Genomic DNA, 15,095 nt, shown 5'->3' with positions numbered 1-15,095 from the left:
CATGGCCCAGACACCGCGTACCCGCCGTACGCGCCCCGAGGCGAGCGAGCGCCGGTTCCGCAGCCGCCGGCGCGTCTGGTCCTATCTGGTCCTGGTCGGCCTGGCCGTGTTCTTTCTCTTCCCGCTGGTCTTCATGTTCGTGGCCAGCCTCAAGCCGGACAGCCAGATCCTCTCCGACCTCGGCGGCTGGCGGGCGTTCCTGCCGGTCGGCGAGGTGGGCCTGGACAACTACAGTGCGGTCTTCGACCGGGTGCCGGTCGGGCAGTTCCTGTTCAACTCTCTGCTGGTCACCGTGCTGATCGTCGTCCTCGGCCTGGTCGTCAACTCGATGGCAGGCTTCGCCCTCTCCCGGCTGCGCTGGCGCGGCCGCGGGCTCGTGCTCAGCGTCGTCATCGCCACACTGATCGTCCCGTTCGAGACGTACGCCGTCCCGCTCGTCTACTGGGTCGCCCACCTGCCCACCCTGCTCGTACAGGACGGCACGGTGGTGTACGACATCGGCTGGCTCAACAGCTACGAGGTGCAGATCATCCCGTTCGTCGCGAACGCGTTCTCCATCTTCCTGTTCAGCCAGTACTTCTCGACCATCCCCACCTCGCTGGACGAGGCCGCCCGTATCGACGGCGCGAGCTGGTTCACCATCTACCGGAAGATCGTGGTCCCGCTGTCCGGGCCGGCCTTCGCCACGGTGGCGATCCTGACCTTCCTCCCGGCCTGGAACCAGTACCTGTGGCCGACGATGGTGGTCCAGGACGAGAAGCTGCGGCCCGTCATGGTCGGCATGCAGTACTTCTTCCAGGACAACCCCGCCTGGGGCGAGATCATGGCGTACACCTCGATGATCACCCTGCCGGTGCTCGTGGTCTTCCTCGCCTTCCAGCGCGCCTTCGTCAGCAGCGTCGCCGCCAGCGGCGTCAAGGGCTGACCCCGCCGGGCCCGGCCCCGCCGCGCAGCCGCGGGTCCGCGGTCGGCACGTCGTCGGAGGCCCGGCACTTCCTCCGGCGGCCCCGCATCCGACGTCATTTCATCCCTCACCCGCCGCGCCGCGCGCGGCCGGGTTCCTCACGCCTGCCTCGAAAGGCCCCGCATGTTCACGCTGCCCGACTCCTGGGTCTGGGACTTCTGGTTCGCCGACGACGGGGAGCAGTACCACCTGTTCTTCCTGTACGCCTCCCGCGCCCTGCACGACCCCGACGCCCGGCACTACCGCGCCTCCATCGGCCACGCCGTCTCCACCGACCTGGAGCACTGGACCCGCGTCCCCGACGCCCTGGTCCGCGCCGACCCCCCCGCCTTCGACGACCTCGCCACCTGGACCGGCTCGGTCGTCCGCCACCCCGACGGCACGTGGTTCCTGTTCTACACGGGCTCCACCCGCGCCACCGACGGCAAGAACATCCAGCGCATCGGCTACGCGACCTCCGCCGACCTGATCACCTGGCACAAGGCCGGAGACAACCCGGTGCTCGGCGCCGGCGGCACCTGGTACGAGACCCTCACCGACGGCCAGTGGCACGACGAGGCCTTCCGCGACCCCTGGGTCTTCGCCGACCCCGGCGGCGACGGCTGGCACATGCTGATCACCGCACGGGCCCCCCACGGCGCGGCCTTCGAGCGCGGCGTCGTCGGCCACGCGGTCTCCGCGGACCTGCGCCACTGGGAGCTGCGACCGCCGCTCTCCGCCCCCTCCTCGCACGGCTTCGGACAGCTGGAGGTGACGCAGACCGAGATCGTCGACGGTCGGCCCGTACTCGTCTTCTCCTGCCTGGCGGAGCACGCCTCCGAGAGCCGCCGCGCCACCGGCACCCGCGGCGGCATCTGGGCGGCCCCCGCCGACAGCCTGCTCGGTCCCTTCGACATCGACACCGCCGAGCAGGTCACCGACGACCGCTTCTACAGCGGCAAGCTCCTCCGCCGGCGCAGCGACGACCGGTGGGTGCTGATGGGCTTCCACCACACCGGCCCCGACGGCGGTTTCGCCGGCGGTGTCAGCGATCCCATGCCGGTCCGCTGGGACGGCCGCCGCCTGTCGGTGGAGGCCCCGCACGCCGTCCTGGACGCCGAGTCCTCCCCCAAGCTCTCGGCTTCGCTTGAGCAGGGGGGACCCTCATCTGCACCCGTGGCCCTCTGACCACCCGCGCTCACCCCGTACGCCCCTCCCCCCAGAAGTTCAGGAGTCGCGCATGACCTCCCGCTCTTCGCACCACGGGGCCGACGCCGCCGGGACGCCGCGCCGGCCCCGCCCGGCCCGGCTCGGCCTCGCCGTCCTCCTCGGCCTCACCCTGACCTCGCTCGGCATCGCCGCCCCCGGCCCGGCCGCACCACCCGCGGCCCGGGCCGCCGACGCCGGCGACTCGTACCGCGCCGTCTACCACTTCACCGTGCCCGACCACTGGAAGAACGACCCTCAGCGGCCGATCTTCGTCAACGGCGCGTTCCAGTACTACTACCTCTACAACGCCGACTACGGAGAGTCCGTCGGCACCGCGTGGCGGCTGGCCACCACCACCGACAACGTCGCCTTCCACGACCAGGGCGTCGCCGCGCCGAAGAAGACCAACGCCAACTACGACCTCTGGTCCGGCTCCGCTGTCGTCGACACCGGGAACACCGCTGGATTCGGGGCGGGGGCGATCGTCATCATGGTCACGCAGATGGACCACCCCACCCCCGCCGAGATCGCCGACGCCTCGGGCCCGCAGGCCCAGTTCCTCTGGTACTCCACGGACGGTGGCCGCAACTTCCGCCCGTACGGCGACACTCCCGTGCTGCCCAACGCAGGCCGCAAGGACTTCCGCGACCCCAAGCTCGTCTGGGACGCCCCGCGGCAACGCTGGGTCGCGCTCATCGCCGAAGGCGACCGCGTCGGCTTCTACACCTCACCGGACCTGAAGAACTGGACCCCGGCCTCCGAGTACGTCAACACCACCCTCGGCACCCTCGAATGCCCGGATCTCTTCCAGATCAGGGCCGACGACGGCACCACCCACTGGGTGATGGGCGTCAGCGCCAACGGCTACCTCACCGGTGACCCCAATACGTACGCCTATTGGACCGGCAGCTTCGACGGCACCGTCTTCACACCCGACACCACGGCGCCCCAATGGCTCGACCGTGGCTTCGACTGGTACGGCGGCGTCACCTGGGACGACCCGGCCGCTCCGCTCGACCGCCGCTTCGGCGTCGGCTGGATGAACAACTGGTCCTACGCGCACTCCGCCCCCACCTGGACGTCCGACGGTTTCAACGGCACCGACTCGATCACCCGCGAGATCACGCTCAAACGCTACGCCGACGGCTACGCCCTGGCTTCCCGGCCGGCGGCCGCTCTCGCCCAGCACGCCACCGACGTCAAGAACCTCGGCACCGTCCAGGTCGACGGGGTGACACCGCTCGGCCACCGCGGCACCGCGTACCGGCTCGACGCGGACGTCAGCTGGAGCACCCTCGACAACCTGGGCGTGCGACTGCGGGTGTCCGCCGACGGCACCCGTCACACCGACGCCGGCATCTACCGCGACCACAGTTACCTGAACCGGCGCGACGGCGGGAACCCCGACCCGTCCGGAGCGCACGCGGAGAGCCACGCACCGTACGACCCGGCGAAGAAGCAGGCGCATCTGACGATCCTGGTCGATCGCACCTCCGTCGAGTACTTCGTCGACGACGGCCGCCAGGTTCACTCCAGCCAGGTCTTCGCCGACCCCGCCGACGACGGCCTGGGGCTCTTCACCAGCGGCGGCAGCGCGACGTTCTCCGACATCACCATCACCGAGTACGAGAACCTCGCCCAGCGCCCCGCCAAGGTCCTCGCGGACTTCGAGGGCGGCACGTACGGAGAGGCCTGGACCGCTACCGGCGGCTTCGCCGGCACCGGGCCGACGCAGGCGCAGCCACCGGGTTCCGTCGGCACCGCCGTACTGGACACCTTCACGGGCGGCGGGGACCCGGCCACGGGCACCATCACCTCGCCCGCCTTCACCATCGACCGCCGCAGCCTCCACCTGCTCCTCGCCGGCGGCGACCATCCGCTCGGCCTGCCGGGCGCCACGAGCGTCAACCTGCTCGTCGACGGACAGCCCGTACGCACGGCCACCGGCGACGACACGGGCGAGCTGAAGCCCGTCTCCTGGGGCCTCGACGACCTTCAGGGCCGGAGCGCGCAGCTGCAGATCCTCGACGATGCCACCGGTAGCTGGGGACACCTGATCGTCGACCAGGTCACCTTGACCGACTGACGGCCGGGCCGGGCCGGCGCGCCGGGCACGCGGGAGCGCGTCGCCGACGTCGTCCGCGCTCCCGGCCGACCGGCCGACCCGCCCCCCGGCGGCAGCCCGGCCAACGGCTCCTACGGCCTGGCCAGGCTCGGCCTGCGGACCGCGCTCCTCACCCCGCTCGGCCGGGACCTGATGGGCGAACTGATCCGGACCCACCTGACCGGCGCGGGCGGGGCGGTCCTGACGGACGACAGCGAACCGCCCACCCCCACGGCGCTCGTCACCCTCGACGAACAGGGCCAGGCCCACTGCGAGTTCGCCATCACCTGGAGCCTCCGGCGAGCGTCGCCGCCGCGCGCCGGCCACGTCCACCTCGGCTCCCTCGCGTCGGTCATGGTCCCGGGAGCGGCCCATGCGCGCCAACTGCTGCGGGATCTTCGCGCCTCGGGGACAACCGTCTCGTAGGACCCCGACATCCGCGCCGTGCTGTTCGGCGAACAGACTGCCGGATCGCAGCCGTGGAGGAATGCGTGACGCTCAGCTATGCGGTCAAGGCCGGCCACGAGGATCTGGAATGGCTGTACCCGGGAGTTCCGGCCGGCGAGAGCGCGGCCCGTCGGCTCGCACCGGGTCCGGACGTCGTGATCGTCACCTGCGGCCGCGAGGGGGCGTTCACGCTCACCCGCGACGGCGAGTTCCGTGCCGCGGCGATACCGAGCGAGGTCGTCGACACCGTGGGTGCCGGGGACTCGTTCACGGCCGCCGTACTTGCGTCACCGGCCGGCCATGCCCCGGACGCCCGAGCGGTTTTGCGCTCCGCGCTGAGGGCGGCGACGGCCGCCGCGGCGATCACCGTCTCCCGCGTCGGCGCCAAGCCCCCCACGGCGACCGAGCTCGTCGAGAGCCTGTCTGGAGCAGAGGCAGAGGCAGAGGCAGAGGCGGGAGCAAGCGCGTAGCGCAACCGGGCGGGCTCCCTGTTCATCGAGCGCTCCTGGCGCAGCCCCAGCTCGTCCCGCTTCTGGTCGCTCGCGGTTGTTCCTGCGTTCGTGCTGCTCGTAGCCGTCCCCCATCACCGCCGGAACGGTCTCCGTCGACCGCGACCGCGACCGCGACCGCGACCGCGACCGGGCCTGCCCGGCGGTGCGTCCGGTGCGTTCGCCGGTGGCGGTGGGCGTCGGCCGGTGCGGTACTCGACCAGCACCTCCCGGCGTACGAGGTGGACGAGGACGCCGCAGGCCACACCCCACCACAGGCCGTTGAAGGTTCCGACGACCACGGCCAGGGCGGCCGGGACGATGACGGCGGCCGTCGCGACCGCGCCCGCGGGGACGCCTTGGTGGGCGGCGGCCCCGCCTTTGGCCGCGAGATAGGCGTAGACGCGCGGGAGGCGACCACGGCCGGCGCGGTGGCCGCGGCTCGAACAGGGCCCCGGCGTCGGCGAAGTGGGTCCGGCCGGCGATGTCGTGCAGCGGTCGGTGGTCGCTGACGTCGGCGCCGTCGAGGAAGTGCGCCTGGCCCGGACCACGGTGTGGGAGGCGGGTCAGCCGGGAGGGGACGGGGACGGTTTCGAGGACGGCAAGGCGCCAGGCGGGGATGTCGACGGACGGGGAAGCCGAAGGCGTCGTGCGGGGGCCGGCCTTCTTCCACCCTTGCCCGGGGCACTGCAGTGGGCCGCTCGGGCCGGGCAATGCGACTTCCGCACGGCCGACTTCACGGCTCAGCGCCAGGAGTGGTCGGAGCGCTGTGCGGAGGAGTTGCGGAAGCCGTCGGCGAGGAACGCGGCGTACGCACGCGAGGTGCGCCGCCGGTTCATCGGTCGAGCGGGCTCAGGAAGGTGAGCACGGACTCCTTCTCCTCGATCAACGGCTGGAGCGCGGCGTTGAACGGTGGGCCATAGGGTGCTGCCAAGTGGGCCCGGAAGGCGGCTTCGTCCGTGTACACCTCGAAGATGCAGTAGGCCAGGGGAGCGGCTTCCTTGGTGTACACCTCGAACGCCAGGTTCCCGGGCTCTTCACGGACACGAACGGCGTAGTCTTCGACCAGCTCGGCGACGTGTTCCGCGCTTCCGGGGAGCACGGTGAACTCGGCCAGCAGTGTTTTCCTCATGTCTGCCTCCTGTCTCTCGCCGGCCACACCGGCATGGCGGAACGGCGCGGAGGCGATACCGGAGCGGTCCGCCTCCACACCGTCAACGGGTTCGCACAGGTGGTTCAGTCGCGACACGCGTGTGGTCAGTCGCGGTACGACCGCACCTGCCGGACCTTGGCGCTGTCCAGACGGGCGGAGCCGCCTTCGGCGAAGACCTGGATGCCATCGCTGTCCGGGCTCGGGAAGATCTGGTCCGTGATCACGGCCTCTCCGCCGCCGCCGAACACCTCGACCGACGACCAGTCGACCAGGATGCGGAGCTCGACCTTGCCGTTCCGGGCCGTCAGCGGCGCGCGCTGCACGCCGGGGAAGTCACTGTGGAAGTCCACCGCTCCCGACCGGGTCCGGTCGACGTACAGCTCCTGTGTCTCGGTGTCGTAGCCGATGACCGTCTTCTGCCCCTCGCCCGTGCGGACCGTGAAACCGAACCGCTCGGCGTCACCCGGGGAGAACGTGGCCCGGATGTCGAGTGCCTTGCCGTCGGCACGACCCCCTGCCAGTGGCGCGGAGCCTTCCGCGATCTTCACGTCGCGCACACCGACCGCGGTTCCGGCGTACAGCGACTCCACCGTGGACACAGGCTGCTGGGTGAGCCGGAGCCGGCCGTTCACGGTGCGCAGCGCCATCTCGCGCGGGATGCTCTGCGCGCTGCGCCAGGGGGATGTCGGAATGTCGTTACCGTACTGCCAGTTGTTCATCCAGCCGATCATGCGTCGCTTGCCGTCCGGGGTGTCCTCCCAGGAGACGGCCGCGTAGTAGTCCTTGCCGTGGTCGACCCAGGAGGCCCGCCGGACGCTCGGGATCGCCGGCTGGTCGGCGGCGACGAAGTGGTCGGCCAGGATGTGGCCCCAGCCGCCCCGGTTCACGTCGACGATCTGGATGACGGCTTGCTTGCCCTGGTGGGCGCGCAGGTCGAAGGACGCCCAGTCCAGGCTGCCGCCGTTCCCGCCGGTCTCGCTCTGGACGATCTCGCCGTCGATGAGGAGATCGACCGCCGTCTCGGTCGAGCGGGGGCGCGCCGGGGTGTCGGACTGCATGACCTGGTCGAGCAGGATGTGCCCCCAGCCGCCGGTGCTCTGGTCGACGACCTCGATGTGCGCGGTCCTGCCGGCGAGGTCGTCGACGTCCCAGGAGGCCCAGTTGAGCTCTTCCGTGTCGGAGCCGGTGGCGCTGCGCAGGGTCTTGCCGTCGACGACGAGCCGGACGGCGGTGGGTGCGTCGGAACCGGAGGGGTGATTGCCGCCGCCGATGAGGAAGTTGATGTGCTTCGCGGTGATGGTGAACTCGGGCGAAGTGAGGGTGCCCGTGGTCGCGTCGCCGTCGAGGAAGCTGTTCACCAGGCCGTCGCCGTCGTGGCCGGTCACCGTGGACTGCCCGGGGAGCGTGCCGTGTGCGGGGCCGTTGCCGAAGGCGGTGCCCGTGGCGGTCCAGGAGCCGTAGCCGTTCTGCTCGAAGTCGGCGAGAACCTCTCCCGCGGGCGCGGGAGAGTCGCCCATCGCGGAGCCGGGGATGTGCGGGTGACGGCCGCCGGCCACCTTGAAGTTGAGATAGGCGCTGTCGATGGTGAAGGGCGGTGAGGTGAGGGTGCCGGTCTCGACGTCGCCGCCCCGGAAACTGTCGACGAACCCCCGGCCCTCGACCCCGCTCGTGCCCGACGTGCCGGGCGCGGGCGCGGGGACCGGTCCGTCGCCGAAGGCGGTGCCGGTCGTCTGCCAGGTGCCGTAGTCGTCCCCCTCGAAGTCCTGCACCACCACTCCGGGCGGGGGCGTGTAGGAGCCGTCGTCGTCGGCGGTGAACCGCTTGCCGTCGAAGTCGCCCACGAAGTACTGGGCGGCCGAACCACCGGCGATGCCGCCGGGGTTGATGTTGACGACGAGTACCCACTTGATGCGCTTGGGGTCGCCGTCGACGGGCAGCGGGAACAGGTCCGGGCACTCCCAGACGCCGCCCACCGCGTTCTGCGGGCCGAAGTCGCTCAGATACGTCCAGCTCTTGAGGTCCTTGGAGGAGTAGAACCGGACTTTGTGCTCGGCGGACAGCGACACCGTCATCAGCCAGGTCCTGGTGGGTGCGTACCACTGGACCTTGGGGTCGCGGAACTCCTTCGACCCGATGTCGAGCACGGGGTTCCCGGCGTACTTGGTCCAGGTGCGGCCGCGGTCGGTGCTGTACGCCAGGGACTGCGCCTGCTTGCCGTCGTCCTTGAAGTGGCTGGTGTAGACGGCCACCATCGCGGGGTTCTCCTTGGTCCCGAACCCCGTGGTGTTCTCGTGGTCGACGACGGCGCTGCCGGAGAAGACCATCTCCTCGTCGTCGTGCGGGATGGCGAGGGGGAGTTCCTGCCAGTGCACCAGATCCTTGCTGACGGCGTGGCCCCAGGACATGTTGCCCCAGGTGTTGCCGCTCGGGTTGTACTGGTAGAAGAGGTGGTACTCGCCCTGGAACCAGACCAGTCCGTTGGGGTCGTTCATCCAGTTCTTCGCGGGGCTGAAGTGGAACTGGGGGCGGTACGTCTCCGCGTACGGCCGGCTGACCTCCGCCGCCGCCTGGGGGGTCACGGCGGTGACGGTCAGCGCGCAGGTCGCGGCCGCGGCGGCGACGAGGCGCAGCGGGACACGACGGCGTGCGGGGGCTCGGCTCATGGTTTCTCCTGCACTGGGGGGCGGCGGCGTCGTGTCCGCGTCCGCTGCGGCGGTACGGCGCCGGGGGATTCGCAGTGCCGGGCGGTGGGGGCGACCCGGAAACGGATTGTCATCGATGACATGTGACAGCGATGACATCCGTTGGGGGGTGATGATGTGCGTGGTCCGGGCGGCGCGTCAATGCCCTGGGCCGAGTTCGATCGGTCCGTGCGTTCAGCGGACGGTGCGTCCGGCCGCGGGTGCCGGCAGCCGCAACTGGCCGGCCCACGGAGGGTTCGGCCCGACGACGCCGCAGGTCAGCGCCGCCACCTGGGAGGCGAAAGCGCAGGCGTCGAAGACGTCGTCGACCCGCAGATCCGTCAGGCGCCCACCGAGGAGACCCTTGGCGCCGAAATGGTGCAGGAGCCCGGCGGTGAAGGAGTCGCCGGCGCCGACGGTGTCGACCACGTCGGTCAGGGGTGCCGGTACGACGACCCGCTCGCCGTCCAGCGAGGCGACCGCGCCGCGTTCCCCGCGGGTGATCACCACGAGCGGGACGCCCGCCGCATGCCAGGCGTCGCAGGCTCGCTCGATTGTGTACTCGGGTAGCAGCAGTTCCAGGTCGTCCTCGCTCAACCGGAGGATGTCCGCGAGCGCGCACCAGCGCGGCAGGCGTTCGCGGTAGACCTCAAGACCCACGAGCAGCGGCCGGACGTTCGGGTCGACGGAGATCGTGGCCGTGGCGGAGGCGCGCGCGAGGAACTCCTCCACGACCGTGTCGCCCGGTTCCCGCACCAGGGCCAGGGAGCCCGAGTGCAGGCAGGCAGTGGAGGCGAGGTCCGTCGTGGCGAGTTCGTCCGCCGTCCACTGCCAGTCCGCGGTGCCCTGGGCGTGGAAGGAGTACGCCGCCCGGCCCTGGGCGTCGAGTTCGGCGATGGCCAGCGTGCTGGGCTCGGGTGCGTGGATGGCGGCCGTGAGATCGACACCCGAGGCCTCCATGTGACTGCGGAACAGGCGGCCGAAGACATCGTCGGACAGTCGTGCCAGGAGGCGGGCGGGTGTGCCCAGGCGGGCGAGCGCCACGGCTGTGTTCGCCGGACCACCGCCCGGCAGGACCCGCAGGGCGAGCTCGCCCTGCGTGGGTGCGGGGACGGTGAAGGCGTCCGCGACGCATTCTCCGAGGACGGTGACCAGAGGCAGGCGCATGACTCGTTCTCTCCAGGTGGGCAGCGCGAGAAGGCTGCGATCGCAAGGGGCTTTGAGGAATCTCACGGAGAGCGCTGCTCTCGATGTGAGGCGGTGCGGGCGGCGTTGCCGATTTGTGACGGCGCCAAGGCATTGACGTTTCCGGGTGACGGAGTTCATCATCCTCCGCAAGCAGTGTCAACGATGACATAGGTCAACGATGACACCGCCGCCAGTGCGCTCGACAGCAGCAGTCCCCTCGCGCCGCGGCCCTTCGATCCGCGCGGCCGCTCCGCCCTCGTCCAGCAGGAGATCAGTCATGCTTCGCAGAAACCGCACCATCCGCGCATCCATCGGATTCACCGCTCTCGCCGCCGTCTCGGCGCTGACACTGACGGCCTGCGGCTCCGGTGCGCAGGGAGGCTCCGGCGGCGGTGGAACCAAGGTCGGGCTGATCACCAAGACGGACACGAACCCGTTCTTCGTGAAGATGAAGGAGGGCGCCGAGCAGGCCGCGAAGGACAACGGCGTCGAACTCGTCAGCGCGGCCGGGAAGTTCGACGGCGACAATGCGGGCCAGGTCACCGCCATCGAGAACATGGTCAACTCCGGTGTGAAGGGCATCCTCATCACGCCCAACGACTCCAAGGCCATCGTCCCCGCCCTCCAGAAGGCACGCGCCAAGGGCGTCCTGGTCATCGCGCTCGACAGCCCGACCGAGCCGCAGGACGCCACCGACGCCCTGTTCGCCACCGACAACGTCAAGGCGGGCGAGCTCATCGGCCGGTACGCCAAGGCCGCCATGGCCGGCAAGGCGGCGAAGATCGCCACCCTGGACCTCGCTCCCGGCGTCGCGGTGGGTGTGCAGCGCCACCAGGGCTTCCTCAACGGCTTCGGCGTCGCGGAGGGCGCCCCGTCGATCGTGTGCATGCAGGACACCGGCGGTGACCAGGCCAAGGGCCAGGCGGCGATGGAGAACTGCCTCCAGAAGTCCCCGGACATCAACGTCGTCTACACGATCAACGAGCCGGCGGCGCTGGGCGCCTACACCGCGCTCAAGGCGAAGGGCCTGGAGAAGAAGGTCCTGGTCGTCTCCGTCGACGGCGGCTGTACCGGTACGAAGGCCGTCAAGGAAGGCAAGATCGCGGCGACCTCGCAGCAGTACCCGCTCGAGATGGCGTCCCAGGGCGTCAAGGCGGTCGCCGACTTCGCCAAGGGCGGCAAGAAGGCCTCCGGCTACACGGACACCGGCGTCACACTCATCACCGACGCGGCCGAGCCGGGTGTCGACGCCAAGGACACGGCGTACGGCCTGGAGAAGTGCTGGGGCTGATGCGCGGTGACAGGGCGCGCCGCGGAAGTCCTCTTCTGACCGGCCGCCTCGCGGCCGAACCTTCCGAACCCGACCTCGCTGTCCCTGGGGTCGGACCGCGCGCCCTTCCGAGGATCACCCTTGCGGCACTCTCCGGCGAACGCCTCCTGCGGCGAGAGCCCTCTGGCACGTCACCCCTGACGAACCCCGCTCCGCCGACCATCGACCACCGCCAAGGACCACCATGACTGCCACACCCCTGCCTTACGACCAGCTGAAAGGGCCGACCACGGTCCGACGACTGCTCGCCACACCGACCACGGGCCCACTCGTCGCCCTGCTGCTGGCCTGCGCCTTCTTCTCCCTGACGACCGAGCAGTTCCTCTCCGGCGGGAACTTCTCGCTGATCGTCCAGCAGGTCATGGTCGTGGGCACGCTGGCCATCGGTCAGACCCTGATCATCCTCACCGCCGGCATCGACCTCTCCTGCGGTGCCGTCATGGCGTTCGGCAGCATCGTCATCGCCAAGACGGCTGCCGAGGGCGGCCTGCCGCCACTCGCCGCGATCACTCTCGGCCTGGTCGTCAGTGCGGTCTTCGGCCTGGTCAACGGCCTGCTGGTGCAGCTGATCCCACTCCCGCCGTTCATCGTCACCCTCGGCATGCTGAACGTGGCGTTCGCCCTCACCCACATCTACTCGGCCGAGCAGACGATCACCAGCCTCCCGGCGCAATTGACCGCCCTCGGCGAGACGTTCCCGCTCGGCAACACCGACATCACCTACGGCTCGCTCGTGACGATCGCCCTGTTCCTGCTCTTCGCCTACGCGCTGAGCGGCACGTCCTGGGGTCGGCACGTGTACGCGCTCGGCAACAGTCCCGAGGCCGCCCGCCTCAACGGCATCCGCACCTCCCGGCTGACGATCGGCCTGTACACCCTGGCCGGAGTCGTCTACGGGATCGCCGCACTGCTCCTGATCTCCCGCACCGGCGTCGGCGACCCGCAGGCCGGCCAGACCGACAACCTGGACAGCATCACCGCCGTCGTCCTCGGCGGCACCAGCCTCTTCGGCGGGCGCGGCTCCGTCCTCGGCACCTTCATCGGCGTCCTCATCGTCGGTGTGTTCCGCAACGGTCTCCAGCTGATGGGCGTCGCCTCCATCTACCAGACCCTGATCACCGGCGTGCTGGTGATCCTGGCCGTGACCGTCGACCAGATCTCCCGGAGGAAGGCACGATGACCACTGCCGATGTCACGCCAGTGCTCCAGGCCCGCGGCCTGGTCAAGCGGTACGGTCATGTCACCGCCATCGACGGCGCCGACTTCGATCTGCTGCCCGGTGAGGTCCTCGCCGTCATCGGCGACAACGGCGCCGGAAAGACGAGCCTGATCAAAGCCCTCACCGGTGCGATCACCCCCGACGAGGGCGAGATCCGGCTGAACGGCGACCCCATCCGGTTCACCGGGCCGCAGAGCGCCCGGCAGCACGGCATCGAGACCGTCTACCAGGACCTGGCCGTCGCTGCCTCCATGGACATCGCCTCCAACATGTTCCTCGGCCGCGAACTGCGCCGGCCGGGCTTCCTCGGCAGCGCGCTGCGCATGCTCGACAAGAAGCGCATGCGCCAGGAGGCGGCGGCCCACATGGCCGACCTCAAGATCGGACTGCGGTCGCTGACGCAGCCGGTGGAGACACTGTCCGGCGGTCAGCGCCAGGCCGTGGCGGTCGCGCGGTCCGTCGCCTGGGCCAAGAGCGTCGTCGTGATGGACGAGCCCACCGCCGCGCTGGGGGTCAAGGAGTCGGGGCAGGTCCTCGACCTCATCCGCCGAGTCCGCGACAAGGGCATGCCCGTGGTCCTGATCAGCCACAACATGCCGCACGTCTTCGAGATCGCCGACCGCATCCACATCCACCGGCTCGGCCGCCGCGAGGCGCTGATCAAGCCGTCCGACCATTCCATGGCGGAGGTCGTCGCCATCATGACGGGGGCGCTCAGGGTGAGCGACGATGGAGGTACCGTCGTTGCCGACGCGGATGCCGCCGAGGCGGCAGGCGTGTCCGCCCACTGAGTAGCCGCAGGGGCGACGCCTCGCAGACCACAGGGTCGCCGCACAGGCAGAACAGCGGGACCGGCCCCGGGCAGGGCCGGTCCCGACGAACGCACAGGAACGGTGGAACATGGCCGCGAACCGCCGCCCCACACTGGCCGATGTCGCCAGGGAAGTGGGCGTCAGCGCCAAGACGGTGTCCCGGGTGCTCAACGAGGACGGGCCGAGTTCCCCCCAGACTCGCGAGCGCGTGCTCGCCGCGGTCGCCAAGCTCGGCTTCCAGCCGAACCTGATGGCCCGCAATATCCGTGTCGGGGGCCCCGACACCACCGTCGGCCTGGTCGTACCCGACCTCGGCAACCCCTTCTTCGGCACCGTCGCCAGCGGCATAGAGGACGTCGTGCGCAGCCGTGGGCTCACCCTTCTTATGGGCTCGTCGGCCGAAGACCCGGACCGAGAGCGGGCGTTGATCCAAACCTTCCTCGCCCGGCGTGTCAGCATGCTGATGGTCGTCCCCGCGTTCGGAGCCGATCACAGCCATCTCAAGGCACCGCGCGCGGCCGGTCTGCCGGTGGTGTTCCTCGACCGGCCGGGAGTCGGACTGTCCGCCGACTGCGTGGTCAGCTCCAACCAGACCGGCGTCCACGAGGGGGTCTCCCACCTCATCGCCCGCGGCCACCGCCGAATCGGTTTCATCGGAGACCTTCCCGCCAAGCTCTACACCCGGCGCGAACGGCTCGCCGGCTACCGCTCGGCGCTCGCCGAGGCCGGCCTGTCCTACGACCGGACCCTGGTGACCGGCGCCCACAGCCAGGAAGCGGCCGCCGCCGCGACCACCGCACTGCTTGACCTGCCGCACCCCCCCACCGCCCTGTTCGCGGCGAACAACATCATGGCCCTCGGGGTCATCGCCCGACTCACCCGTGCGGGACGCAAGGACATCGCCCTGGTCACCTTCGACGACCTCCCGCTCGCCGATGTCCTCGAACCGGCCCTGACCGTCGTGGCCCAGGACCCGGCGGCCGTCGGCGAGGCGGCGGCCAGGACCGCCCTCGCCCGCCTGGACGGCGACCGCACCCGCGCCCGGACCATCATGGTCCCCACCCGTCTGGTGGTCCGCGGCTCCAGCGAACTGCTTCCGTATCCCGCCGAGCAGGCACCGGCCGGGAGCTGAGCAGCACGACCGTGGCGCGCCCGGGCTCGGGGCCCTGCCCTTGGCGAGGGAGAGGGAGCCCGAGGAGACCGGCCAGGCGACGCGGTCCGCGGTGGCCGGCACGCTGTGCGACGGAGTCGTGCCGGAGCTGACCCGGATGGGCCAGGACGGCGTCCTTTGGATAACGCCATCCCTACCCACCTGGCCGCGCGAGCACAGGTCGCGGTACGCCGGTGCCCGGCGCCGGCTCTTCGGATCGACCGCGCACAGCAGTGTGGCGACGGACTGGGCGAGGGAGCGGGTGACGGGTTCGACCCGTAGCCGGGACAGGGTCCACTTCAGCGCGGTGTCGTTGATCCGGAGGTGGATCACCTCGACGAGGATCGCGGCCGAGGATCAAGGCGCCGCTC

12 protein-coding genes and 1 pseudogene are annotated in these 15,095 nt (G+C 70.6%); 9 read left to right on the top strand and 4 right to left on the bottom strand.

The window, feature by feature from the left end; genetic code table 11:
• Position 1: 1 nt before the first annotated feature.
• The 5 genes from GGE06_RS30235 (at position 2) to GGE06_RS43860 (ending at position 5,173) form a co-directional block, all read left to right on the top strand.
• On the top strand, positions 2 to 925 hold the full coding sequence (locus GGE06_RS30235) for a carbohydrate ABC transporter permease (protein ID WP_116158397.1): 924 nt from the start codon (positions 2 to 4) through the stop codon (positions 923 to 925).
• A gap of 162 nt (positions 926 to 1,087) precedes the next feature.
• Positions 1,088 to 2,131 carry a glycoside hydrolase family protein gene (locus GGE06_RS30230; protein ID WP_116158396.1) on the top strand — a complete coding sequence of 348 codons (1,044 nt, stop codon included), beginning with the start codon at positions 1,088 to 1,090 and terminating at the stop codon, positions 2,129 to 2,131.
• 52 nt (positions 2,132 to 2,183) lie between these two features.
• The gene (locus GGE06_RS30225; RefSeq protein WP_184932330.1) at positions 2,184 to 4,238 is read left to right on the top strand and encodes a glycoside hydrolase family 32 protein; all 2,055 of its coding nucleotides are present in this window, start codon (positions 2,184 to 2,186) and stop codon (positions 4,236 to 4,238) included.
• 117 nt (positions 4,239 to 4,355) lie between these two features.
• Positions 4,356 to 4,682, top strand: a complete 327-nt coding sequence (locus tag GGE06_RS43865) for a hypothetical protein (RefSeq protein ID WP_312883372.1) — start codon at positions 4,356 to 4,358, stop codon at positions 4,680 to 4,682.
• 65 nt (positions 4,683 to 4,747) lie between these two features.
• Positions 4,748 to 5,173 carry a PfkB family carbohydrate kinase gene (locus tag GGE06_RS43860; protein ID WP_312883359.1) on the top strand — a complete coding sequence of 142 codons (426 nt, stop codon included), beginning with the start codon at positions 4,748 to 4,750 and terminating at the stop codon, positions 5,171 to 5,173.
• An 853-nt stretch (positions 5,174 to 6,026) separates the two neighbouring features.
• Here the strand turns inward: GGE06_RS43860 and GGE06_RS30215 are convergent.
• From GGE06_RS30215 to GGE06_RS30205, 3 genes are all read right to left on the bottom strand, one after another.
• Positions 6,027 to 6,323, bottom strand: a complete 297-nt coding sequence (locus GGE06_RS30215; RefSeq protein ID WP_116158394.1) for a putative quinol monooxygenase — start codon at positions 6,321 to 6,323, stop codon at positions 6,027 to 6,029.
• Positions 6,324 to 6,448: 125 nt separating this feature from the next.
• Complete coding sequence (locus GGE06_RS30210) at positions 6,449 to 9,007, bottom strand: glycoside hydrolase family 32 protein (RefSeq protein ID WP_246532847.1); 2,559 nt, start codon at positions 9,005 to 9,007, stop codon at positions 6,449 to 6,451.
• Positions 9,008 to 9,220: 213 nt separating this feature from the next.
• Positions 9,221 to 10,192 carry a carbohydrate kinase family protein gene (locus GGE06_RS30205; RefSeq protein WP_184932328.1) on the bottom strand — a complete coding sequence of 324 codons (972 nt, stop codon included), beginning with the start codon at positions 10,190 to 10,192 and terminating at the stop codon, positions 9,221 to 9,223.
• 298 nt (positions 10,193 to 10,490) lie between these two features.
• Between GGE06_RS30205 and GGE06_RS30200 the strand changes: the two genes are divergently transcribed.
• From GGE06_RS30200 to GGE06_RS30185, 4 genes are all read left to right on the top strand, one after another.
• Positions 10,491 to 11,504, top strand: a complete 1,014-nt coding sequence (locus GGE06_RS30200) for a sugar ABC transporter substrate-binding protein (protein WP_184932327.1) — start codon at positions 10,491 to 10,493, stop codon at positions 11,502 to 11,504.
• Positions 11,505 to 11,727: 223 nt separating this feature from the next.
• Entirely contained in the window at positions 11,728 to 12,723 is a 996-nt protein-coding gene (locus GGE06_RS30195; protein WP_116158390.1) for an ABC transporter permease, read from the top strand.
• Entirely contained in the window at positions 12,720 to 13,553 is an 834-nt protein-coding gene (locus GGE06_RS30190; protein WP_116158389.1) for an ATP-binding cassette domain-containing protein, read from the top strand. The genes GGE06_RS30195 and GGE06_RS30190 overlap by 4 nt, the downstream gene beginning before the upstream one ends.
• 109 nt (positions 13,554 to 13,662) lie before the next feature.
• A complete protein-coding gene (locus tag GGE06_RS30185; RefSeq protein WP_184932326.1) occupies positions 13,663 to 14,706 on the top strand; it encodes a LacI family DNA-binding transcriptional regulator in 1,044 nt (347 codons plus the stop codon).
• A gap of 240 nt (positions 14,707 to 14,946) precedes the next feature.
• Here GGE06_RS30185 and GGE06_RS42905 read toward each other — a convergent pair.
• Positions 14,947 to 15,081 (bottom strand): annotated as a pseudogene (locus GGE06_RS42905) (DNA-binding protein); the annotation flags it as partial.
• Between the last annotated feature and the right edge of the window lie 14 nt (positions 15,082 to 15,095).

The organism is Streptomyces nymphaeiformis (assembly GCF_014203895.1).
In the GTDB taxonomy this organism is placed as follows: Bacteria; Actinomycetota; Actinomycetes; order Streptomycetales; family Streptomycetaceae; genus Streptomyces; species Streptomyces nymphaeiformis.
Note: the sequence above shows the minus strand (reverse complement) of the source record. Positions and strands in the feature narration are given on the sequence as shown.

What these genes read in the sequence shown, in the direction of transcription:
- GGE06_RS30235 (WP_116158397.1), top strand. Translation starts at nt 2, where the DNA reads ATGGCCCAGACACCGCGTACCCGCCGTACGCGCCCCGAGGCGAGCGAG.
- GGE06_RS30230 (WP_116158396.1), top strand. Translation starts at nt 1,088, where the DNA reads ATGTTCACGCTGCCCGACTCCTGGGTCTGGGACTTCTGGTTCGCCGAC.
- GGE06_RS30225 (WP_184932330.1), top strand. Translation starts at nt 2,184, where the DNA reads ATGACCTCCCGCTCTTCGCACCACGGGGCCGACGCCGCCGGGACGCCG.
- GGE06_RS30215 (WP_116158394.1), bottom strand. Translation starts at nt 6,323, where the DNA reads ATGAGGAAAACACTGCTGGCCGAGTTCACCGTGCTCCCCGGAAGCGCG.
- GGE06_RS30210 (WP_246532847.1), bottom strand. Translation starts at nt 9,007, where the DNA reads ATGAGCCGAGCCCCCGCACGCCGTCGTGTCCCGCTGCGCCTCGTCGCC.
- GGE06_RS30205 (WP_184932328.1), bottom strand. Translation starts at nt 10,192, where the DNA reads ATGCGCCTGCCTCTGGTCACCGTCCTCGGAGAATGCGTCGCGGACGCC.
- GGE06_RS30200 (WP_184932327.1), top strand. Translation starts at nt 10,491, where the DNA reads ATGCTTCGCAGAAACCGCACCATCCGCGCATCCATCGGATTCACCGCT.
- GGE06_RS30195 (WP_116158390.1), top strand. Translation starts at nt 11,728, where the DNA reads ATGACTGCCACACCCCTGCCTTACGACCAGCTGAAAGGGCCGACCACG.
- GGE06_RS30190 (WP_116158389.1), top strand. Translation starts at nt 12,720, where the DNA reads ATGACCACTGCCGATGTCACGCCAGTGCTCCAGGCCCGCGGCCTGGTC.
- GGE06_RS30185 (WP_184932326.1), top strand. Translation starts at nt 13,663, where the DNA reads ATGGCCGCGAACCGCCGCCCCACACTGGCCGATGTCGCCAGGGAAGTG.